This window comes from Comamonas suwonensis (assembly GCF_012844455.2).
Lineage (GTDB): Bacteria > Pseudomonadota > Gammaproteobacteria > Burkholderiales > Burkholderiaceae_C > Comamonas > Comamonas suwonensis.
Genome location: NZ_JABBCQ020000016.1, coordinates 19,668 through 40,292 on the forward strand (window position 1 = coordinate 19,668; position 20,625 = coordinate 40,292).

The 20,625-nt window shown below is 59.3% G+C and carries 19 protein-coding genes; 13 read left to right on the top strand and 6 right to left on the bottom strand.

Going from position 1 to position 20,625, the window contains the following annotated elements:
- Positions 1-34: 34 nt before the first annotated feature.
- From HF327_RS16775 to HF327_RS16795, 5 genes are read right to left on the bottom strand one after another with little or no spacing between them, the layout of a single operon-like run.
- On the bottom strand, positions 35-1,195 hold the full coding sequence (locus tag HF327_RS16775) for an acyl-CoA dehydrogenase family protein (protein ID WP_236024241.1): 1,161 nt from the start codon (positions 1,193-1,195) through the stop codon (positions 35-37).
- 2 nt (positions 1,196-1,197) lie between these two features.
- Positions 1,198-2,028 carry an SDR family NAD(P)-dependent oxidoreductase gene (locus tag HF327_RS16780; RefSeq protein ID WP_198461473.1) on the bottom strand — a complete coding sequence of 277 codons (831 nt, stop codon included), beginning with the start codon at positions 2,026-2,028 and terminating at the stop codon, positions 1,198-1,200.
- A 29-nt stretch (positions 2,029-2,057) separates the two neighbouring features.
- Positions 2,058-2,471, bottom strand: a complete 414-nt coding sequence (locus HF327_RS16785; RefSeq protein WP_198461474.1) for a MaoC family dehydratase — start codon at positions 2,469-2,471, stop codon at positions 2,058-2,060.
- 14 nt (positions 2,472-2,485) lie between these two features.
- The gene (locus tag HF327_RS16790; protein ID WP_198461475.1) at positions 2,486-2,926 is read right to left on the bottom strand and encodes a MaoC family dehydratase N-terminal domain-containing protein; all 441 of its coding nucleotides are present in this window, start codon (positions 2,924-2,926) and stop codon (positions 2,486-2,488) included.
- 10 nt (positions 2,927-2,936) lie between these two features.
- Positions 2,937-4,121 carry a lipid-transfer protein gene (locus tag HF327_RS16795; RefSeq protein WP_198461476.1) on the bottom strand — a complete coding sequence of 395 codons (1,185 nt, stop codon included), beginning with the start codon at positions 4,119-4,121 and terminating at the stop codon, positions 2,937-2,939.
- Positions 4,122-4,235: 114 nt separating this feature from the next.
- Between HF327_RS16795 and HF327_RS16800 the strand changes: the two genes are divergently transcribed.
- The 12 genes from HF327_RS16800 (at position 4,236) to HF327_RS16855 (ending at position 18,706) form a co-directional block, all read left to right on the top strand.
- Positions 4,236-5,255, top strand: coding sequence for an AraC family transcriptional regulator (locus HF327_RS16800; RefSeq protein WP_198461477.1), 1,020 nt, complete (start codon positions 4,236-4,238; stop codon positions 5,253-5,255).
- Between the two features lie 89 nt (positions 5,256-5,344).
- Complete coding sequence (locus tag HF327_RS16805) at positions 5,345-5,992, top strand: TetR/AcrR family transcriptional regulator (RefSeq protein ID WP_236024242.1); 648 nt, start codon at positions 5,345-5,347, stop codon at positions 5,990-5,992.
- On the top strand, positions 5,992-6,882 hold the full coding sequence (locus HF327_RS16810; RefSeq protein ID WP_198461479.1) for an SDR family oxidoreductase: 891 nt from the start codon (positions 5,992-5,994) through the stop codon (positions 6,880-6,882). The genes HF327_RS16805 and HF327_RS16810 overlap by 1 nt, the downstream gene beginning before the upstream one ends.
- The gene (locus tag HF327_RS16815; RefSeq protein WP_198461480.1) at positions 6,879-8,522 is read left to right on the top strand and encodes an acyl-CoA carboxylase subunit beta; all 1,644 of its coding nucleotides are present in this window, start codon (positions 6,879-6,881) and stop codon (positions 8,520-8,522) included. Before HF327_RS16810 ends, HF327_RS16815 begins: the two co-directional genes overlap by 4 nt.
- A 52-nt stretch (positions 8,523-8,574) precedes the next feature.
- Positions 8,575-9,753, top strand: coding sequence for an acyl-CoA dehydrogenase family protein (locus tag HF327_RS16820; RefSeq protein WP_198461481.1), 1,179 nt, complete (start codon positions 8,575-8,577; stop codon positions 9,751-9,753).
- A gap of 10 nt (positions 9,754-9,763) precedes the next feature.
- On the top strand, positions 9,764-10,606 hold the full coding sequence (locus tag HF327_RS16825) for an enoyl-CoA hydratase/isomerase family protein (RefSeq protein ID WP_198461482.1): 843 nt from the start codon (positions 9,764-9,766) through the stop codon (positions 10,604-10,606).
- Positions 10,603-12,579 (top strand): acetyl/propionyl/methylcrotonyl-CoA carboxylase subunit alpha, encoded by a 1,977-nt coding sequence (locus HF327_RS16830; RefSeq protein ID WP_198461484.1) that lies wholly within the window; start codon positions 10,603-10,605, stop codon positions 12,577-12,579. Before HF327_RS16825 ends, HF327_RS16830 begins: the two co-directional genes overlap by 4 nt.
- Entirely contained in the window at positions 12,572-13,732 is a 1,161-nt protein-coding gene (locus HF327_RS16835) for an acyl-CoA dehydrogenase family protein (protein WP_198461486.1), read from the top strand. The genes HF327_RS16830 and HF327_RS16835 overlap by 8 nt, the downstream gene beginning before the upstream one ends.
- 62 nt (positions 13,733-13,794) lie before the next feature.
- Positions 13,795-14,661, top strand: coding sequence for a BKACE family enzyme (locus HF327_RS16840; protein ID WP_198461488.1), 867 nt, complete (start codon positions 13,795-13,797; stop codon positions 14,659-14,661).
- 16 nt (positions 14,662-14,677) lie between these two features.
- Entirely contained in the window at positions 14,678-16,246 is a 1,569-nt protein-coding gene (locus HF327_RS16845) for a class I adenylate-forming enzyme family protein (RefSeq protein WP_236024243.1), read from the top strand.
- 6 nt (positions 16,247-16,252) lie between these two features.
- Positions 16,253-17,056: an SDR family oxidoreductase gene (locus tag HF327_RS16850; RefSeq protein ID WP_198461490.1), complete on the top strand. Its 804-nt coding sequence runs from the start codon at positions 16,253-16,255 to the stop codon at positions 17,054-17,056.
- 63 nt (positions 17,057-17,119) lie between these two features.
- Positions 17,120-18,706 carry a class I adenylate-forming enzyme family protein gene (locus tag HF327_RS16855; RefSeq protein ID WP_198461492.1) on the top strand — a complete coding sequence of 529 codons (1,587 nt, stop codon included), beginning with the start codon at positions 17,120-17,122 and terminating at the stop codon, positions 18,704-18,706.
- Positions 18,707-18,754: 48 nt separating this feature from the next.
- Here the strand turns inward: HF327_RS16855 and HF327_RS16860 are convergent, their stop codons facing one another.
- Positions 18,755-19,555: an SDR family oxidoreductase gene (locus HF327_RS16860; protein ID WP_198461494.1), complete on the bottom strand. Its 801-nt coding sequence runs from the start codon at positions 19,553-19,555 to the stop codon at positions 18,755-18,757.
- Positions 19,556-19,864: 309 nt separating this feature from the next.
- Between HF327_RS16860 and HF327_RS16865 the strand changes: the two genes are divergently transcribed.
- A complete protein-coding gene (locus tag HF327_RS16865; RefSeq protein WP_198461496.1) occupies positions 19,865-20,617 on the top strand; it encodes an SDR family NAD(P)-dependent oxidoreductase in 753 nt (250 codons plus the stop codon).
- The last annotated feature ends 8 nt before the right edge of the window (positions 20,618-20,625 follow it).

A 20,625-nucleotide genomic window follows, 5' to 3' on the forward strand; every position in this document is an offset into this window, starting at 1 on the left:
TAAAGGGGCTGGAGAGACGTTGCGTGAATTCCGGTCAGTGGGCAAACAGGCGCCTGGCGATCAGGTCCTTCATGATTTCATTGGTGCCGCCGTAGATTTTCTGAATGCGGGCATCGGTGTACATGCGGGCAATGGGGTACTCCTCCATGAAGCCGTAGCCGCCAAACAGCTGCAGGCATTCATCCATGACCTTGCATTGCTGTTCGCTGCACCACCACTTGGCCATGTAGGCGGCTTCGTTTTCTAGCGTGCCATCGAGCAGGCGCTGTATGCAGTCATTCACAAAGCTGCGCACCACATGGGCGGTGGTTGCACACTCGGCCAGCTTGAAGCGCGTGTTCTGAAAGTCGGCAATCGTCTGGCCAAAGGCTTTGCGCTGCTGGGTGTAGTCCACCGTTAATTCCACAGCCATTTCAATCGCGGTAGCGGCTGAGACGGCCAGCAGCGTGCGCTCATAAGGCAGCTGGCTCATCAACTGCTTGAAGCCCTGACCTTCTGTACCGCCCAGCAACTGGGTGACAGGAATGCGCAGATCTTCAAAGAACAGCTCTGCCGTGTCTGAAATATGCTGGCCAATTTTGGTTAGCCTGCGACCTACGCGAAAGCCGGGCAGGTGTTCAGTCTCCAGTACCAGCAAAGAGACGCCTGCGCTGCCCGCATCGCCAGTGCGCAGAGCCACCACCAGCAAGTTGGCTGTGTAGCCATTGGTGATAAAGGTCTTGGAGCCATTGATGACGTAATGATCCCCATCACGCTGGGCGCGGCTGGTCATGGCCTTGAGATCGGAGCCCACACCGGGCTCTGTCATGGCAATGCCAGCCAGCAGTTCGCCGCTGCACAGCTTGGGCAGCCAGCGCTGCTTTTGCTCATCGGTTCCGTAGGTCTTGATGTAGTGCGATGCAATGGTATGCACGCTGGTGGAGCCATGGATTTCTGCCTTGGTCAGCTCTTCTTGCACCACCAGCTGATAGGCCAGATTGCCGCCACCGCCGCCCCATTCCTCATTCATCTCGGGCAGTAAAAAGCCATGCTCACCAAACCCGCGCCAGGTCTCGCGCGGGATATAGCCTTGTGCACGCCAAGCGGGGACATGGGGCGTGAGTTCGCGTTCCACATAGCGACGGACCTGCTCACGGAAGGACGCGATACCGGCATCCATCCATGCATGCTGAAATACTCTGGGCAAGATGCTCATGTTCACACTCCTGTCAGGCCGCCTGTACACATCAGGGTCTGGCCGCTGATGTAGTCAGACTCGGGTTGGCAAAACAGATAAACGGCGCCAGCAGCTTCTTCGGGGCTGCCGCCGCGGCCGAGCGGGATGGCTTGTTCCATGGCCGCCATCAGTCCAGGGTTCACGCCTACTTTGATCTCTCGCCCTTCAATATTGGCGGTCTCGCCTGCTGCGGCAGAGTGGGTGAGACGGGTCTTGATAAGGCCAAAGGCCACGCAGTTCACGTTAACGTTCAGACGTCCCCATTCCTTGGCCAGCGTCATGGTCAGGCCCGTGATGCCGGCCTTGGCGGTGGAGTAATTGGCCTGGCCCGCATTGCCAAACAGACCGGCCACGGAAGAGATGTTGACCACCTTGCGCATGACACGCTGGCCGGTATCCATTTCGGATTTGGACAGCGCCTTGATGACGGGTTGGGCTGCCCGCAGTATGCGAAATGGCGCGGTCAGATGGCAGTCCAGCATGGCGTACCACTGCTCGTCCGTCATCTTCTGGATCACGTTGTCCCAGGTGTAGCCTGCGTTATTGATGATGATGTCCAGACCCTTAAATTCCTGCACCGCAGTGCCCACAAAGCGCTCGGCAAAGTCGGTATGGGTGACATTGCCCACGCAGGCAACGGCCTCGCCGCCCATCTCGCGGATCAAGGCGATGGTTTCTTCGGCGGGTTCGGTATCCAGATCGTTGATGACCAGTCTTGCACCTTCACTGGCCAGCTTGAGCGCGATGCTGCGGCCAATACCGCGCCCCGAACCTGAAACCAATGCCACTTTGCCTTCGAGTTTTTTTGTCATCTTTATCTCCGTTGATTTCTTCAGGGGCTTCAGGGAAGGGCGACCCAGGCATCACCCGCGATCTTGGTCTGGCCATGCTGGTTGGTGCTTTGAACCTCGATACGTACGCTGCGGTCGGCATCGCGCTTTTCGGCCACGCGGCCGCTGCAGTGAACGGCATTGGCCAGATGGGTAATGCCCAGAAAGCGCACATCAAAGTGGCGCAGCTGCGACTGGGGTGCCCATTGGGTGATGAGGCGACCCAGCCACGCCATGCTCAGCATTCCTTGCGCAAAGACATCAGGCATGCCTGCCTTACGGGCAAAGTCGATATCGATATGAATGGGGTTGTGGTCGCCAGATGCCCCGGCAAACAAGGCCAGAGTCGTGCGACTGATGGGCGGGAGGTTCAGCGCGGGCAGGGTGTCACCCACCTGAATCTCATCAAAACGTGGAGTGCTCATGCGGTCAGGGCTCCTTAATTGCGCACCACGATGACGATGCGCATCTCCGCCACAAGCTGGTCGTGCTGATTGGTGGCGCGGGAGGACTTCACGATGAATTCCAGCGCTCCGTTTTTCTTGTCATAGATGTCATCCACTATGGAGCGCACAGTGATGGTGTCGCCCGCACAGGCACTCTCGTGGTAGCAAAAGCTTTGCTCGCCGTGCAAAATTTTGGCAATCGGTACCTCCAGCTTTTGCAGCAGCAGGTCGCTGGCACCGCTGTCCAGTTCGGCGGCGAACAAGAAAGTGGGCGGCGCAGGCAGATCGGCGTAGCCCGCGGCGCGAGCCGCTTCCACATCGGTATAGATGCTGCTGGTTTCGCCAATGGTCTTGGCAAAAAATCGCAGGCGGCTGCGGTCAATATTCAGCTCGGATACGGGGAGTTTGAAACCTATCCATTTTTTGTCGATCATGGCCAGCCCTTCAGACGCGTTCGTACAGCGTCACCACGCACGCGCCGCCCAACCCCAGGTTGTGCTGCAGGGCAAGACGGGCGTTTTCTACTTGACGTTGCTCGGCCCGGCCGCGCAATTGCTGAACCAGCTCCGTGCATTGCGCCAGACCGGTTGCGCCCAGCGGGTGGCCTTTGGATAGCAAGCCGCCCGAGGGATTGGTCACAAACTGGCCGCCATAGGTGTTGCCGCCATCGCAGACAAATTTTTCAGCGCCGCCCACGGGGCACAGGCCCAGCGCTTCATAGGTCAGCAGCTCGTTATGCGCAAAGCAGTCGTGCAGCTCTACCACATCCAAATCTTTGGGGCTGATGCCGGCCTGCTCATACACCTGATTGGCGGCAGCTTGCGCCATGCTGAAGCCGACCACTTCGCGCATATCGTGGGCATCAAAAGTCTTGCGGCTGTCCGTGGTCATGGACTGGGCGCGAATGCGCACGCTGTGATCCAACCCATGTTGGCGCGCATAGCTCTCTGACACGAGCAGCGCAGCCGCCGCGCCGCAGGTGGGAGGGCAGGCCATGAGGCGGGTCATGACACCAGGCCACATCATGGGCGATGCCATGACTTCTTCTTCTGTCACTTCGGTGCGGAACAGGGCCAGCGGGTTGCGTGCTGCATGGCGGCTGGCTTTGGCGCGAATTTTGGCAAATGTGGAGAGCCTGGTGCCGTACTGATCCATGTGAGCCTTGCCCGCACCGCCAAAGTAGCGCAGAGCTAGCGGCACGCCGTTGTCGCCCACCAGTGCATCGGTTTCCGCTTCAAACAGGTCGAATGGGCTGGGTCTGTCGTGAAAGACGGAGCCCAGTGCGCCAGGAGTCATTTGCTCAAAGCCCAAAGCCAGCACGCAGTCTGCAGCGCCGCTGGCTACGGCTTGGCGTGCAAGGTACAGCGCGGTAGAGCCCGTGGAACAGTTGTTGTTGACGTTGACGATGGGAATGCCCGTCATGCCGACTTCATAAAGCGCACGCTGGCCCGAGGTCGAGTCGCCATAGACATAGCCTACATAGGCTTGCTGCACTGCGTCATAAGCGACGCCTGCATCGGTCAGCGCCAGACCTGTGGCGGTAGCCGCCATCTGGTAGTAGGGATCGCTCTTTCCGGGTTTGGCGAAGGGAATCATGCCAATACCGGCAATAAACACATCACGACTCATGAACAGCTCCTTGAAAACAGTGGGGCAACACAACGCATCGTAGAAATTACTGATGCGCAAACCCATTGCGGAGCGCATCTTTCGTATGTCAAAAGACCTCAAAGTGATGTGCGCATGACCCGTTCTTCTGTCATTCCCTTTACGGTGCCCATGGCGCTGGTGCGCGGTATTGCGGCGGGTGTGCACCGGCGTGGGTTTGCGTACGACCGGTTGCTGCAACGCGCAGGCATTGCGCCTGAACTGTTGGAGCAAGAGGGCGCACGGGTCACTGCAGACCAATATGTGGCGCTGATGTGGCGGGTGGTCGAGACCTTGGGTGATGAGGCCATGTGCCAGTTTTCGCGCCCGTTAAGAAGAGGGAGTTTGGAACTGATTGCCCGCCATGCGCTGGCCGGTGAAACGCTGGAGGCCTCACTCAGGCGCATGTGCCAGGCGCATTCTTTGCTGCAGGATGACGTAGCCATATCGCTGGTGCGAGATGGCTCTCTGGCTGGCATTGTGATTACGCCGCAGCCTCACCAGCTGCAGCCCAATTTTCTGCACGAATTTTCTTTGCGCGTGCTGTGGCGCGTTACGTCCTGGTTAATGGGTGGCTCGCTCAAAGTGCAGCGCTTTGACTTTGCGTTTGAGCAGCCTGATTACGTGAACGATTACGGCGACACCTTTCCTGCGCCACTGCACTTTGGTCTGCCTGCATCGGCTTTTTGGTTTGATGCCCGAAAGCTGCCACGCCGCTGCAGTCGTGATGAGCAAGCGTTGAAAAACTTTGTCGCTAGTTGGCCAGCAGCGGCCATCATGCCTTCGCGCATGGGTGAGGGCATGGATGCCAGAGTGCACACTTATCTGCTGCAGTCGCGCCCGGGCTGGGCGGGGCTGGAATCTACGGCGCTGGCGCTGCACATGTCGGCACCTACGCTGCAGCGCAAACTGGCGGCCGTCGGCACTTCGTTTCAGTCCATCAAGGATGAACTGCGCCGCGATATTGCGGTGTCCAGGCTGGGGACCAGCAAGGTCAGTTTTTCAGAGCTGGCGGCAGACCTGGGTTTTGCTGATGCGGCGGCTTTTCAGCGCGCCTTCAAGACGTGGACGGGCAGCTCTCCAGGTCTGTACCGCGCCCGTCCTGTCGTGGACTGAAGCTGCCGAAAACCCTTGGGTAAAAGCCCTAGATATTTTTACCAAGCAATCGATTGGTAAAAATAAAAAATGCCGATATGCTGCCATTCATGCAAGAAAACGTGGATGAAGTTTCGGTACCCAAACGCAAGCGTGGCAGACCTGCCAAGTCGGTGGATCAGCGCAATGAAAGTGCGCGCCGCATGGCGCTGGTGTGTGTGGCTGCGAAACAGTTTCGGCAGCGCGGTTTTCATGGCACCAGTACCCGTGATATCGCAGCGGCCGCAGGTATTCAGGCGGGCTCTTTGTTCTATTTTTTTGAGAGCAAAGAAGCCATTCTGCACGCGGTGATGCGTGATGGAATGGCTCAGGCTGCAGTGGCTCAGGCGGCTGCTCTGGAGGCGCTTGGTTCGCGCGCCAGCGGTGTGACGCGACTTGAGGCGTTGATCCGCAATCACTTGCAAATCATGGTGGGACCTGAAAGCGATTTCATCCCGGTCATGCTTTACGAATGGCGGCTTCTCAGTCCTGAGCAGCGTCTTGATGTTGCGGAGCAAAAAGACGCTTATGAGGCGCAGTGGATGCCCGTGCTGCAGGCCCTGTATCGCACCGGAAAACTCAAGGCCAGGCCTGAGATTGCGCGCCTTTTGATCTTTGGCGCGCTGAACTGGACGGCGCAGTGGTATTCGGACAGCGGCAGTCTCAGCCTTGATGAGTTGACCGATCAATCTCTGGCTTTATTCATTGGGGAGCGTTGATGTACCAATCCGTTTTCCGTCCCGCATTGATGACGGGGCAGGTGGTGGTGGTGACCGGTGGCGGCTCAGGCATCGGTCGCTGCGTGGCTCATGAGCTGGCGGGACTGGGCGCCACGGTGGCGCTGGTGGGTCGCAATCCTGACAAACTGAGCGCTGTGCAGCAAGAGCTGGCGCAGGAGGGCGTGGATGCCGCACGCGTCAGCTGCCACAGTGGTGACATTCGGGATGAGGCCGGCGTCAAGGCTTTGGTGGTCCAGATTCTTGGGTTGCACGGCCGAATTGATGCATTGGTCAATAACGCGGGTGGTCAGTACATCGCCCCGCTGGCAACGATTAGTGCCAAGGGCTGGCAGGCGGTGCTGGACACCAATCTCACCGGTGGCTTTTTGATGGCGCGTGAGTGCTTTGTGCAGCACATGGCCAGGCATGGCGGCTCCATCGTCAACATGGTGGCTGATATGTGGGGTTCCATGCCCGGCATGGGCCATAGCGGCGCAGCGCGTGCAGGCATGGTCAGCTTTACCGAAACGGCTGCGGTGGAATGGGCCCCGCACGGCGTTCGCGTCAATGCGATTGCGCCTGGCTATATCGCCTCAAGTGGCATGGATCAATACCCGCCAGAGGCCGCAGCCATGTTGCGCAAGATGCCTGCCACCGTACCCGCCGGCCGCTTTGGCAATGAAGCAGAAGTCTCGGCCAGCATTGTGTTTTTGCTCAGCCCTGCTGCCAGCTTCATCAGCGGCACGGTGCTGCGGGTCGATGGTGCGCGCCCGCAGGTGCGCATGGGTATGGGTCCGGTAGCGGCCAGTACTGAAGTGCAGCAACGCGCTGCCGTGCGTGCCTTTGATGGTTTTGCGCTTTACCAGACACCGAAGGTGTTTCAGTCATGAATGTCTACGAATCGCAATGGAATGCCGGTAGTGAGCAGGCAGGGCAGCGCCGCGCGGCCACTTTGATGCGCATTGAGGCGCTGAGGGCGCTGGAGCAGCGTGCGGCACAGGCGTCGCAGCGCGCCAAGCCCCAGTTTGAAAAGCGCGGCCAGTTGCTGCCGCGCGAGCGCGTGGCGCTGCTGCTTGATAGCGGATCGCCTTGGCTGCCGCTGTGCACGCTGGCGGGCTTTATGCAAGACCGCGATGACCCGGCCAAGTCGGTGCCGGGCGGCGGCATGCTGGCCGGGATTGGTTTTGTCAGTGGCGTGCGCTGCATGGTGGTGGCCAGTGACTCGGGCATTGAAGCTGGCGCCATTCAGGAAAAAGGGCTGGACAAGATGCTGCGCGTGCAAGAGATCGCACTGCAGAACAAGCTTCCCTTTATCCATTTGGTGGAAAGCGCGGGCGCGAACCTGATGCGCTACCGCGTTGAGGGCTTTGTGATGGGCGGCGCGCTGTTTCGCAACCTGGCGCGGCTGTCTGCGGCTGGCATTCCGGTCATCACCGTGCAGCATGGATCGGGCACGGCCGGCGGTGCGTATATGCCCGGACTATCGGATGTGGTCATCATGGTGCGTGGCCGATCACGGGCCTTTCTGGCGGGCCCGCCCTTGCTCAAGGCCGCAACGGGTGAGATCGCGACTGAAGAAGAGTTGGGCGGGGCCGAGATGCACACCGGCATCTCGGGTCTGGGGGAATATCTGGCCGAGGATGACCGCCACGCCCTGGGTCTGGCGCGCGATGTGGTGGCACAGCTTTCTCAGTGGAAACAGCCTGCAGCGCAATATGGGAAAGTGCAAGAAGCTATCAAAAGGGGAGTGACTGAGCCGCGTTATGACTCAGAAGAGTTACTCGGCTTGATGCCATCCCACCATCGCGAGCCGGTGGATATGCGTGAAGTCATGGCGCGATTGGTGGACGGGTCTGCATTGCTGCCATTCAAGTCCAGCTATGGCGCGGCCACGCTGTGTGCGCAGGCGCATATCGACGGCCATGCCGTGGGCCTGATCTCGAACAACGGCCCCATTGATGTCGCCGGTGCCAACAAGGCGGCGCACTTCATTCAGTGGATGTGCCAGCTGGGTCACCCCATCATCTATCTGCAAAACACCACGGGCTATATGGTGGGCAAGGACAGTGAGCAGGCCGGAATGATCAAGCACGGCAGCAAGATGATTCAGGCCGTGACCAATGCCACCGTGCCGCAGATCACCATCCAGTGCGGCGCCAGTTTTGGCGCGGGCAACTACGGTATGTGCGGCCGTGGCTATGCGCCGCGTTTTCTGTTCAGCTGGCCCGGCGCCAAGACGGCGGTGATGGGCGGCGAGCAGGCCGCCAGCACCATGCGTCAGGTGACCGAGGCGGCCATGGCCCGCAAAGGTCTGCCGGTGGATGACGAGCAGATGCAAAAGCAGTACGACCAGATCGTCGCCATGTTTGAAGCGCAGGCCGACGCCTTCTACACCAGCGGCTTGCTGCTGGATGACGGCGTGATCGACCCGCGCGACACGCGCCAGGTGCTGTCCTTCTGCCTGGCTACCTTGCAAGAAGCGCAGCAGCGCACGTTGCGCCCCATGCAGTTTGGGGTGGCGCGCATGTAGCTGGGCAGCCGCCTTTCACCTTTCCCTTCAGAGATATCAACGGAGACAAGTCATGCATTGGACCCATGAGCATCTGGAAGTGCGCAAGACCCTGAAGCGCTATATCGAAGAGCAGATCAACCCTCATGTCGATGCGTGGGAGGAGGCGGAGATCTTTCCTGCCCACAAGGTGTTCAAGGGGCTGGGTGATCTGGGGTTGCTGGGGCTGACCAAGCCCGAAGCGTATGGCGGCTCGGGTCTGGACTACTCATACAGCCTGCTGATGGCGGAGACGCTGGGTCATATTCGCTGCGGCGGCGTGCCCATGGCCATTGGGGTGCAGACCGATATGTGCACGCCCGCGCTGGCGCGCTTTGGCAGCGATGCACTGCGGGAGCAGTTTCTGGCACCTGCCATTGCGGGCGATATGGTGGGCTGTATTGGTGTGAGCGAGCCCGGTGCGGGCAGCGATGTATCGGGCATCAAGAGCCATGCGCGCAAAGATGGCGACGATTACGTCATCACGGGCCAGAAAATGTGGATCACCAACAGCATTCAGGCGGACTGGATGTGCATGCTGGTCAACACCAGCGATGGGCCGGTGCACAAGAACAAGAGCCTCATCATGGTGCCCATGCGTGACGGGCCGAATGGCAGGCTGACCCAGGGCATTGAAGTAGCCAAGAAGTTGCGCAAGATCGGCATGAATTCTTCCGATACGGGCCTGATTTATTTTGATGAAGTGCGTGTGCCGCAGCGCTATCTGATCGGGCAGGAAGGGCAGGGCTTTATCTACCAGATGCAGCAGTTCCAGGAGGAGCGGCTGTGGTGCGCAGCCAGTGGACTGGTGGCCATGGATGAGTGCATTCAAGAGACCATCGAATGGGCGCAGCAGCGGCGCATGTTTGGCAGCACGCTGATCGATCAGCAGTGGGTGCAGTTCAAACTGGCCGAGTTGCAGACCGAGGTGGAAGCGCTGCGCGCACTGACCTATCGCGCTGCTGATCTGTACATGGCCGGGCAGGATGCGCTGCAACTGGCCAGCATGGCCAAACTCAAGACAGGGCGGCTGACGCGTGAGGTGGCCGATACCTGCCTGCAGTTCTGGGGCGGCATGGGCTTTACCTGGGAGAACCGCGTCTCGCGCCTGTATCGGGATGGGCGTCTGGGTTCCATCGGCGGCGGTGCTGACGAAGTGATGCTGGGCATCATCGGCAAGACCATGGGAATGATCAAGCGCCCTGCGCAGTGAGGAGCCGGGCATGACTCAGGTGCTTGAAGTAGAACGCCAGCCGTTGGGCAATGGCTTTGTGGAGTGGTGGCGACTGAACTCACCCCAGACCCGTAATGCGCTGACGGACGAGGTGGTGCAGGCCTTGCTGCAAAACTGCCAACGCGCGGCTCAAGATGCCCAGTTGCGCGTGGTGGTGCTGAGCGGCAATGGTGGACATTTCTGTGCCGGTGGCAGTCTGGGCGGCTTTGCCAGCAGCATTGGCAAACCGCTGGAAAGCGCGCAGGCATTTGACCCACTGGTGAAGGTGAATCGCGAATATGGCCGTTTGCTGCAGCAACTGGCGGGCTTGCCGCAGTTGCTGATCGCTGCCGTGCAGGGCGCAGCCATGGGCGGCGGTGTGGGGCTGGTCTGCGTGGCCGATGTGGTGGTGGCAGACAAGGCAGCCGTGTTTGGCACGCCAGAGGTCACGTTGGGCATTGTTCCTGCACAGATCGCGCCTTTTGTGCTGCGCCGATTGGGTGAGGCGCGTGCACGGCAATGGCTGCTGTGCGGTCAGCGCTGGTCTGCAGCGCAGGCATATGAGGCAGGCTTGGTGCAAATCCTGGTCAATGCCTGTGATGGGGCAGATTGGCAAAGCCAGTTGCAGCGCCAGATTGATCTCTGTGCGCAGGCAGCGCCAGCTGCCGTGGCCGCCACCAAAAAACTGCTGGCAGACATTCCCGCACAGAGTCTGGATGCATCACTGAAGCAGGGAGCGCAAGCCTTTGCCAGTGCGCTGCGCGGTGCAGAAGCGGGCGCAGGGCTCAGAGCTTTCTCACACAAGCAGCCTGCGCCTTGGGTTGTTTCACCGAATCAGGAGGGCATCGCATGAAGCGCATTCTGATTGCCAATCGCGGCGAGATTGCGCTGCGTGTCATGGCCACGGCCCAGCGCATGGGCATAGACACGGTCGCGGTTTATTCCGATGCGGATGCAGGTAGCGTCCATGTGCAGCAGGCCACGCAGGCTTATGCACTGGGCGGTTTGACATCAGCGCAAAGCTATCTGGATATTCAGAAGCTGCTGACCGCAGCGCAGGCCACAGGGGCCGATGCCGTGCACCCCGGTTATGGTTTTTTGAGTGAGGACGCTGGCTTTGCACAGGCCGTGCAAGACGCAGGTCTGATCTGGATTGGCCCGCCGCCCGAGGCGATTCGCCAACTGGGCAGCAAGGCCGAGGCCAAGCAACTGGCCAAGGCGCATGGCGTGCCCTGCTTGCCCGGTTACGAAGGTGATGATCAGTCTGATGCCCGATTTTTCGCAGAGTCCGAGAGGGTTGGCTATCCCGTCATGGTCAAGGCCGTGGCCGGTGGCGGTGGGCGGGGTATGCGTCTGGTCGAAAAGCCAGACCAGTTGGCCGCCGCTTTGGCCAGTGCCCGGTCGGAGGCACTGGCAGGCTTTGGTAATGGTGCTTTGCTGGTGGAGCGAGCGGTGATGAATCCGCGCCATGTTGAGCTGCAGGTGTTTGCCGATGTGCATGGCCATGTGATTCATCTGGGGGAGAGGGACTGCTCGGTGCAGCGCCGTCATCAAAAAATCATTGAAGAAGCGCCCAGCCCCGCCGTCAATGCGGAATTGCGGGCGCGCATGGGCCAATGCGCCACGGCGCTGGCCGCTGCTGCTGGTTATGTGGGGGCCGGAACTGTGGAGTTTCTGGTCGAAGGCCAGCAGTTCTATCTGATGGAGATGAACACCCGCCTGCAGGTGGAGCACCCGGTGACAGAGGCACTGACCGGGCTTGACCTGGTGGAGTGGCAGATTCGTGTTGCGCGTGGCGAGGCCTTGCCGCTAACCCAGGAGCAGGTTCGGTTTAGCGGTCATGCCATTGAAGTGAGGCTGTGCGCGGAGGACGAAAGCTTTCAGCCCCATACCGGCGTTGTGCGCTATTTCTCTGCGCCGCAAGCCAGTGCCTTCACCCGTGCGCCGCTGCGTTTTGACCATGCCGTGCGCAATGGCAGCGAGGTCACGCCCTACTACGACGCCATGCTGGGCAAACTGATTGTTCATGCCGATACGCGAGAGCAGGCCATCAACCAGTTGATTCATGCGCTGGGTCAGCTCAAGGTTTTGGGCCTGCCTACCAATCGAGCCTTTTTAATGGAATGCCTGAATGACTCGGTGTTCCGGCAAGGGCAGGCACTGATCTCCTATCTGGCTGGCGACGCGCCGCGTATGCAGCAGCAGTTGCGCCTGCGTGAAGGACAGGCACACCAGCAATGGAGCGCGCTATGCGCTGTGGGCCAAATGCCCGGGCCGCTGGCCTGCAGCTACCCGCAGCTGCGCAAACTGCGCCATCGCGGCGAGACGCAAGAGCTGCAACTGCAGCCCCAAACGGCGCACAGCTGGTCGCTGCAAGCGAAAGATGATGAACCTGTTTTGCTACAGATTGATGAGCTGCTGCCGCATGCCTGGAGAGCACGGCGGGGTGGTTTGACTCAAACCGTGAACGCCGTGGCACTGGATGCAGAAGAGGGCAGCTCTCGCTGGCATTTGCAGGCCGGTGCGGTGGACTGGTGGGTGCAGGATGTGAGCTATCAGCCGCCCGAGAACGCTGGCGGAGCCGCTCAGGCCACCGAGCTGAGAGCCCCGTTCAACGGACGCGTGGTGCTGCTGAACGCTGAACTGGGGCAGGCGCTGGCGGGTGGTGCGGTGGCCATCGTCATTGAATCCATGAAGCTGGAACACAGCCTGAGCGTCAAGGCCGCTTGCGTGGTGGAGGCCGTGCTGGTCAGCAGCGGCCAGCAGGTATCGCCGGGGCAGGTCCTGCTGCGACTGGCTCCCCTGCCGGAGGCCTGGCATGACTAATGCGTTTGATGCCTCTGAAATGTCTGAACGGGACATGCTCTACGACATGGTGCGCCGCTTTGCGACTGAGCACATTGCGCCCCATGTCACGGCCTGGGATGACGCGGGCGAGTTTCCGCGCCAGCTGTACCGGCAAGCTGCCAAGTTGGGCCTGCTGGGTATTGGCTACCCGCAGGAGCTCGGCGGTACGCCTGCCACGCATAGCCTGCGTGCTGCGCTTTGGATAGCGCTGTGCCGGTATGGCGGCAGCGGCGGGGTACTGGCCAGCTTGCTGTCTCACAACATCGGCCTGCCGCCTGTGGTGCTGCTGGGCAGCCAAGCCTTGAATCAGCAGGTGGTGCCTGATGTGCTGGCAGGTCGCAAGATTGCGGCGCTGGCCATTACCGAGCCCGGTGGCGGATCGGATGTGGCGGCACTGCGTACCAGGGCGCGTCGCGATGGTGATGACTATGTGATTGATGGCGAGAAGACCTTTATCACCTCGGGTGTGCGGGCGGACTGGCTGACGGTGGCGGTGCGCACGGGTGAGGAAAAGGGCGCTTCGGGCATTTCACTGTTGCTGGTGCCAGGCGACAGCGCGGGTCTGTCGCGCAGCCCGCTGCACAAGATGGGCTGGCAATGCTCAGACACGGCGCATTTGTTCTTTGACGGAGTTCGCGTGCCCGCCAGTCATTTGCTGGGCGCAGAAGGCCAGGGCTTTCGCGCCATCATGCAGAACTTCAACGGCGAGCGGCTGGGAATTGCCTGCGCGGCACTGGGCTTTGCCCAGGCTTGCTACGACGAAGCACTGGGCTGGGCGCAGCAGCGCAAGACCTTTGGCGTCACGCTGAATCAGCATCAGGTCATGCGCCACAAGCTGGTGGATATGCAGCAGCGCATACGCAGCACCGAGGCCTGGCTCCACATCGTAGCCACGCGGGCCGATGACGGTGACACCGGCGCTGACTGGGTGGGTGAGGTCTGCGTGCTGAAGAACCACGCCACGCAGACCATGCAGTTTTGCGCCGATACCGCAGTGCAGATTCTGGGCGGCATGGGATTTATGCGCGGCACCGTGAGCGAGCGTATTTATCGCGAGGTCAAGGTGCTGACCATAGGTGGCGGCACTGAGGAAATTATGAAGGAACTGGCCGCAAGCCAGTGGCGAATTTAAAGAGAAATTAGCCTGAAGCGCTTATCTATCAAGCGCTATCAGCTTCTATTTAAGGAGCAAGAATGTCCGATAAAGCCATCATCACCTGTTCCATCACAGGTGTTCTTACTGACCCTGAGCAGCACCATGTACCTGTGACGCCAGAGCAACTGGCGCAAGAAGCCCGCCGGGCTTATGACGCCGGTGCATCGGTGGTGCATGTGCACTTTCGCAAGCAGGAAGAGGGCAAGGGCCATCTCCCAAGCTGGGACCCCGTAGTCGCCAAGGCCTGTGTGGATGCCATGCGCGATGCTTGCCCGGACATCATCATCAACCAGACCACGGGCGTGGTCGGACCTGATTATCAAGGGCCGCTGGACTGCCTGCGTGCTACGCGCCCCGAGATGGCGGCTTGCAATGCGGGCTCGCTCAATTACCTGAAAACGCGCAGCAACGGCAGCTGGGCCTGGCCACCGATGCTGTTCGACAACCAGCCTGCCAAGGTGCAGGATTTTCTGGATGTGATGGCCGAAACGAATACGCTGCCCGAGTTTGAATGCTTTGACGTGGGCATTGTTCGCTGTGTCGGCATGTATGTGGAAACCGGCATGTACAAAGGCTTGCCCGAGTACAACTTTGTGATGGGTGTGGAGTCCGGCATGCCTGCCGACCCGGATTTGCTGCCCATTTTGCTCAAGCTCAAGATCAAGGATGCGCCTTGGCAGACCACCTTGATTGGCCGCAGTGAAATCTGGCCTGCGCATTTGCGCACCGCTGAACTGGGAGGTCATCTGCGCAGCGGTCTGGAAGACACCTTCTACCTGCCCGATGGCCGCAAGGTCACTTCGAATGCGCCGCTGATTGAGCAATTGGCGCGCTATGCCCGGGATGTGGGGCGCGAAGTGGCGACGCCGCAGGAAGCGCGAAAAATGCTGCATCTGGCCGCTTGAGTCTGAGGAGCTGTATATGAACGCTCTTTCTACGCAGCAGATGACACCCCAGACCTATCCTCAAACCGTTGCGCAGGCTTTGGCGCAGACGGTGGCCGCATATCCCGATAAAACGGCTTATATCGACCAAGGCCGACGCTACAGCTGGCAGCAGGTCTATGCCATGGCGGAGGCGTGGGCGCATTCTTTGTTTGCCCAAGGTCTGCGACGCGGTGACCGCATTGGCATCATCCTGCCCAATGGCTTGCCGTGGATTTTGACGTATCTGGCCGCCGCCAAAATGGGCGCGGTCGTGGTGGGGCTCAGTGTTCGCTATCGCAGCAGCGAGTTGGACTTCATGTTGCAAGACAGTGCTATCAATGCCGTGCTAGCGCCACGTGAGATGGCGGGCTTTGACTATGTGGCTTATCTGGATCAAGCCAGAAAGCGTTTTGAGTCATTGCAGCATTTGCTGTGGGTGGATGCAGGGTTTGAGAAGCGGCTACAGACAACGGCAGGCGTATCGGTAGAAGCAGCGGGCTATGACGTAGGCCCGCAGCCCGATGACCTGCTGATGATTATTTACACCTCCGGCACCACAGGCAGGCCCAAGGCGGCGGGTCTCACGCATCGCTCGCAACTGGGCTCTGCGCTGGCGCAGCGCAATCATGTGCGTGCCAGTGAGGATGATTGGGTGCAACTGGCCATGCCGCTCAATCATGTGGGCGGCATCACCTGCGGCTTGTTGATCATGTTGCTGGCGGGCGGCACCTGTGAGCTGGTGCCCATGTTCAGCCCCGAAGCCGTGCTGCAGATGGCCCAGCGCCACCCCCCGACGTGGTTGGTGGGAGTACCCACGATGCTGACTTTGCTGCTCATGCATCCGCTGCTGTCAGAAACAGATTTGAGCCAGCTGCGCCTGATTGTGGTGGGTGGCTCGAATGTGGAACCTGCATTGCTCAGCCGTATTCAGCAGCTGTTCCCGGGCGTAGCCATCATGAATCTTTATGGCTTGTCTGAGACTTCGGGGGCGATTGTGATGACGCCCTGGCAGGCCAGTCAGGAGGCGTTGCTCCAGAGTATTGGAAAGCCGCTGGCGGGCGCAGAAATGCGCGTGGCAGGCTTGGATGGCGCAGCATTGCCAACCGGTGAAGTGGGTGAGCTGTGGTTTCGCGGCGCAGGGGTGATTGCGGGCTATGTGGGGCAGCAACAAGACGTGAATGCTTTTGCCGGTGACTGGCTGCATTCAGGAGATCTGGGCTTTGTGGATGAGCAAGGCCTGATCTACCTGAAGGGGAGGCAGAAAGACATGTTTATTCAGGGCGGCTTCAACGTCTATCCCAGCGAAGTGGAGGGCGTCATCGCCAGCTACCCGGGCGTGATGATGGTCGCGGGCATTGGCGTGGCCGACCCGGTGCTGGGCGAGGTGGGGCGCTATTACGTGGTGGGCAGGCCAGGTGTGGTTTTGAAGGAGGCCGAGTTGCTGGCGCATTGCTGCCAGCACTTGGCAGACTACAAAGTACCGCGCCAGCTGATGCTGCGGGCGGAGCTGCCGCTGACTCCGGCGGGCAAGATTCAAAAAGCGCTGTTGCGCGCAGAGGGCTGAAACATCATGAATGTGCAATTCGATTTCACAGGCCGCCATGTGATGGTATTTGGCGGCACCACGGGCATCAATCTGGGTATTGCGCAGGCCTATGCCAACGCCGGTGCCAGGGTGTCGGTCGTCAGTCGCAAGCAGGCGAATGTGGATGCGGCGGTTGCCACGCTGGGTGCGGGCGCGTTAGGCGTGGTGGCCGATGTGCGCGATGAGCAGGCAGTAGCGGCTGCGCTTGAGCAGGCCGTGGAGCGTCATGGAGCGCTGGATGTACTGGTGTCCGGCGCGGCAGGGAATTTTCTGGCACCTGCGGATCAGATGTCTTCCAACGCCTTCAAGGTGGTGCTAGATATTGATTTGCTGGGCAGTTTTCACGTAGCCAGGCAGGCGCTGGTGCATTTGCGTCAGCCGGGTGCGAGCCTGATTTTCATCACGGCACCACAGTCCACCGTGCCGATGATGTATCAGGCACATGTGTGCGCGGCGAAGGCCGGCGTGGATCAGTTGTCGCGCGTGCTGGCGCTGGAATGGGGTGCTAAAGGCGTGCGGGTGAATGCGATTTCTCCCGGCCCGATTGAAGGCACGGAAGGTATGCGCCGGCTGGCACCGCAGGGCGAAGAAGGTGATGCGATGGTGCGCAGCATGGTGCCGCTGGGGCGTATGGGCACAACGGATGACATTGCCCGGCTGGCCATGTTTTTGGGCAGCGATGCGGCCAGCTACATCTCGGGCACTGTGATCGCCTGCGATGGTGGCGCGCAGGGGCAACTGTCTTCCATGATCACTGCTGCGGCCACAGGTATGCGAGAGAAAACATAGGGACACAACAAAAAAAAGCGTGAGCACTGGGGTTTGGAGTCACACACAATCAAGGGGACAACCATGATCGAGATGAGTCTGACGAAAGAAGCGCGCCGTATCAGGCGCATTGCACTGGGCGACCTGCTGCATCGCACGGCGCTGAAATTTGGCGAGCGTACGGCGCTGGTTGATGGCGATCAGCGCCTGCGCTACGCCGAGCTGGATGCGCGCAGTTCACGCTTTGCACACTATCTGCTGTCAAATTTTGGCGCGGGTAAACAGATTGGCATGCTGTGCGCCAACTCCATTGACATGGTGGTGGCTTGCAATGGCATTCACAAAGCTTCTCAGGTGTGGGTGCCGGTGAACATCAAGTTGGAGGTGTCTGCCATTGACTACATCTTGCGGCACGCTGAGGTTTCAGCCGTGGTGGTTGATCAGGAGCTGCTGGGCTTGCCTGGCATGCCAGAGCTTTTGCAGAGCTTGCAGTTGCCGCTCATCATTACGCGGTTGCAGGCGCAAGGCGGTTCAGGCCTGCCGGGCGTGTCTTTGCAGCAGGCAGAGGCGGCGCAGTCGGATGCTTTGCCTGAGGTTGATATCGACGACAACCAGGCAGCCTTGCTGATGTACACCAGCGGCACGACCGGCAACCCCAAGGGCGTGGTGCACTCGCATCTGTCGGTCTACACCGCCGTCAAGGGCAATATTGATGAAATGAAATATACCGAGACGGATGTGCTCAGTGGCTGGTTGCCATTGTTTCACTGCGCACAGCACGCCCTGGTTCAGACAGCGCTGGCTACAGGCGCCTGCACGGTGTTTACGCGGCAGTTTGTACCGGCTGAGGTGAGTCAGCTTGTGATCCGTGAGAGCGTCACGATTTTTGTGGGTCTGCCTTTGATGTATGCGGCCGTGCTGGCAGATCCCGGGTTTGCACCCACCACAATCAGGCAATGCATCTATGCCATGGCGCCCATTCCCAAGCCGCTGATTGCGCAGATCGCCAAGCGCATGTGCCGCAATATTTCACTGGCCACGGGACAGACGGAGATCTACCCGGCGACCATGACCTTCTACCCGCTGAACAACCCGGAGTGCGATGCCAATTTCTGGGGCCGATCGCTGACGACCTGCGAGACAGCTGTGATGGATGACAGCGGCCATTTACTGGGAGCAAATCAACTGGGTGAAATCGTGCATCGCGGCCCCAATGTCATGCTGGGCTACTTCAAGGATCCCAAGGCCACAGCAGAGGCGCAAAAATTTGGTTGGCATCACACGGGTGATCTAGGCATGTGGGATGCCCAGGGCCGTATGGAGTTCATTGATCGCAAAAAAGACATGATCAAGACCGGTGGCGAGAACGTGGCCAGCGTGAAGGTCGAGGCGGTGGTGCTCGCTCACCCGGATGTAGCGGCTGCGGCTGTTTTTGGTCTGCCACACCCGCACTGGAGTGAGGCGGTCTGCGCTTTTGTCATGCGCAAGCCCGGTACCGAGGTGGATGAGGAGTCGGTGCTGGCCCATTGCCGCAATCATCTGAGCGGGTTTGAGATGCCCAAGCTCGTGCATTTTGTGGACGCCTTTCCCGCCACGGCGACGGGGAAGGTGCAAAAAAATGTGATGCGCCGTCAGTTTGAGCAGGTTGCCAAGGAACTCTGGGGCGGTTGAGATCCTCGGCGCTTCGTCAAAAAGCCAGCTTGCCGCTGGCTTTTTCGATCAATTCACGGCTTCGGGTGCCCAGGCAAAGACGGGGTTGGCTCGGTTGGCAATGATCTTGTTGCGAGCTTCCAGCAAAGGGTCCAGCATTTTCGGCTGCGGAACGATCCAGTACTCACCGCGATTAATGGCTTCAAAAACCAGTCGGGCAAATTCATCTGCATCCAACCCATTTTCATCAAGCATATGGGTCATCAGGCTGTGGAACTGCGCAGATGCCTCGGATGGCGCTTCTCTAAAGATAGCGGATTTGACAGGGCCCGGTGCCAGAAGCGAGACCTTGATCTGTGGGTTCAACGTGGCAAGTTCATTGACCAGGCTTTCGGTCAGCGCCACCACGGCAAATTTGGTCGCCGAGTAAGGGCTCATCAGAGGGCTGGGCAAAAAGCCGCCCACCGATGCGGTGTTGATGATGCGTGCAGGACGGTCTGCCTTGAGCAGGCGTGGCACGAAGGTGCGCAGGCCGTTGACGATGCCATTGACGTTGACTTGCCAGGACTTCTGCCATTGGGCATCGCTGATTTCCCAGCAGTTTCCGGTGGTGAGTACGCCCGCGTTGTTGAACAGCATGTCTACTTGACCAAAAGCCGCATAGGCCTTGTCGGCCAGAGCGTCTAGCGAGGCCTGACTGGTGACATCGGTCACCACTGCCAGCGCTTGGTCACCGAGTTCCTGAGCGATTTTTTCCAGGCCTGCCTGGTCGCGGTCCGCCAGTACGACTTTCATTCCCAATGCGACGGCCTGCTTGGCAAGGCCGGCTCCAATGCCGCTGGCAGCGCCAGTGATGACTGCTACTTTCATGATTTCCTCATTTGAATAATGTGGATTGATTAAAGCAGGGGTTGATTATTAAAGGCTTTCATGAATTCCCGATTGACAGTGATTGCATGTGTTTGCAGTATTTGAATATCTATTAAATAAAATCCCTTATTGACATAAAAAAATCGTGGGCACAGTGTGTCTGATTTGATTAATGGTTTTTACTAGGTCCTGTAAACACATTCTGATTTTGTAAAGAGGAAAATTCACAGTGATTCGAAAATGAAATAAACAGAAAATCTTATTAATCACTGCGCGGTTGCGGTGATCAGTAAGTATTGAGGTTTGAGAATGAATCCATTAATCAGTGGTTTGAATGACAAGGTGGTTTTGATCACCGGTGGTGCATCCGGGATTGGTCTGGCTTGTGCGCAGGCATTGGCCGCCAGTGGAGCCCAGGTGGTGTGTGCTGATCTGCAGCAGACCCAGGATTTGCCGCAGAGCTGCGAGTTTCGCAAGCTGGATGTCTCCAGCGAGTCGATGACGAATGAGCTGGTGGCCGATGTGCTGGCCCGCCACGGTCGCATCGATGGTCTGGTGACATCGGCTGGCCTATCACGTGTGGGTGATCTGGAAAGCATGACCCTGCAGGAGTGGGATCAGGTACTGCAGGTCAATCTCACGGGAACCATGCTCAGTATTAGAGCCGTGGCAAACCTTATGAAGCAGCGCAAGCAGGGGTCGATAGTGACCCTTGCCAGCATCAATGGCATTCTCGGCAACCCCAGCAATCTTGCGTATTGCACTTCCAAGGGGGCAGTCATTCAGATGGTGCGCAGTCTGGCGGCAGATCTGGGGCCGCATGGTGTACGGATCAATGCCATCAGCCCGGGCCTGATTCACACGCCCATGACCGCCGGCCTGGATCAAAGCCCAGCCTATAACGGGTTTGTCAAACAGCATTTGCTGCACCGGGCGGGTCAAGCCCATGAAGTGGGCAATGCCATCGCATTCCTTCTCTCCGATATGTCGTCTTTTATAACCGGTACCAATATCCCCGTGGATGGCGGATTTTCAGCAGCCAAAGTAATTGAAATGTATTAAGGGGTGAA

Bases quoted from the DNA above. Each gene is read 5' to 3' on its own strand.
- HF327_RS16775 (WP_236024241.1), bottom strand. From the start codon at position 1,195: ATGAGCATCTTGCCCAGAGTATTTCAGCATGCATGGATGGATGCCGGT.
- HF327_RS16780 (WP_198461473.1), bottom strand. From the start codon at position 2,028: ATGACAAAAAAACTCGAAGGCAAAGTGGCATTGGTTTCAGGTTCGGGG.
- HF327_RS16785 (WP_198461474.1), bottom strand. From the start codon at position 2,471: ATGAGCACTCCACGTTTTGATGAGATTCAGGTGGGTGACACCCTGCCC.
- HF327_RS16790 (WP_198461475.1), bottom strand. From the start codon at position 2,926: ATGATCGACAAAAAATGGATAGGTTTCAAACTCCCCGTATCCGAGCTG.
- HF327_RS16795 (WP_198461476.1), bottom strand. From the start codon at position 4,121: ATGAGTCGTGATGTGTTTATTGCCGGTATTGGCATGATTCCCTTCGCC.
- HF327_RS16800 (WP_198461477.1), top strand. From the start codon at position 4,236: ATGACCCGTTCTTCTGTCATTCCCTTTACGGTGCCCATGGCGCTGGTG.
- HF327_RS16805 (WP_236024242.1), top strand. From the start codon at position 5,345: ATGCAAGAAAACGTGGATGAAGTTTCGGTACCCAAACGCAAGCGTGGC.
- HF327_RS16810 (WP_198461479.1), top strand. From the start codon at position 5,992: ATGTACCAATCCGTTTTCCGTCCCGCATTGATGACGGGGCAGGTGGTG.
- HF327_RS16815 (WP_198461480.1), top strand. From the start codon at position 6,879: ATGAATGTCTACGAATCGCAATGGAATGCCGGTAGTGAGCAGGCAGGG.
- HF327_RS16820 (WP_198461481.1), top strand. From the start codon at position 8,575: ATGCATTGGACCCATGAGCATCTGGAAGTGCGCAAGACCCTGAAGCGC.
- HF327_RS16825 (WP_198461482.1), top strand. From the start codon at position 9,764: ATGACTCAGGTGCTTGAAGTAGAACGCCAGCCGTTGGGCAATGGCTTT.
- HF327_RS16830 (WP_198461484.1), top strand. From the start codon at position 10,603: ATGAAGCGCATTCTGATTGCCAATCGCGGCGAGATTGCGCTGCGTGTC.
- HF327_RS16835 (WP_198461486.1), top strand. From the start codon at position 12,572: ATGACTAATGCGTTTGATGCCTCTGAAATGTCTGAACGGGACATGCTC.
- HF327_RS16840 (WP_198461488.1), top strand. From the start codon at position 13,795: ATGTCCGATAAAGCCATCATCACCTGTTCCATCACAGGTGTTCTTACT.
- HF327_RS16845 (WP_236024243.1), top strand. From the start codon at position 14,678: ATGAACGCTCTTTCTACGCAGCAGATGACACCCCAGACCTATCCTCAA.
- HF327_RS16850 (WP_198461490.1), top strand. From the start codon at position 16,253: ATGAATGTGCAATTCGATTTCACAGGCCGCCATGTGATGGTATTTGGC.
- HF327_RS16855 (WP_198461492.1), top strand. From the start codon at position 17,120: ATGATCGAGATGAGTCTGACGAAAGAAGCGCGCCGTATCAGGCGCATT.
- HF327_RS16860 (WP_198461494.1), bottom strand. From the start codon at position 19,555: ATGAAAGTAGCAGTCATCACTGGCGCTGCCAGCGGCATTGGAGCCGGC.
- HF327_RS16865 (WP_198461496.1), top strand. From the start codon at position 19,865: ATGAATCCATTAATCAGTGGTTTGAATGACAAGGTGGTTTTGATCACC.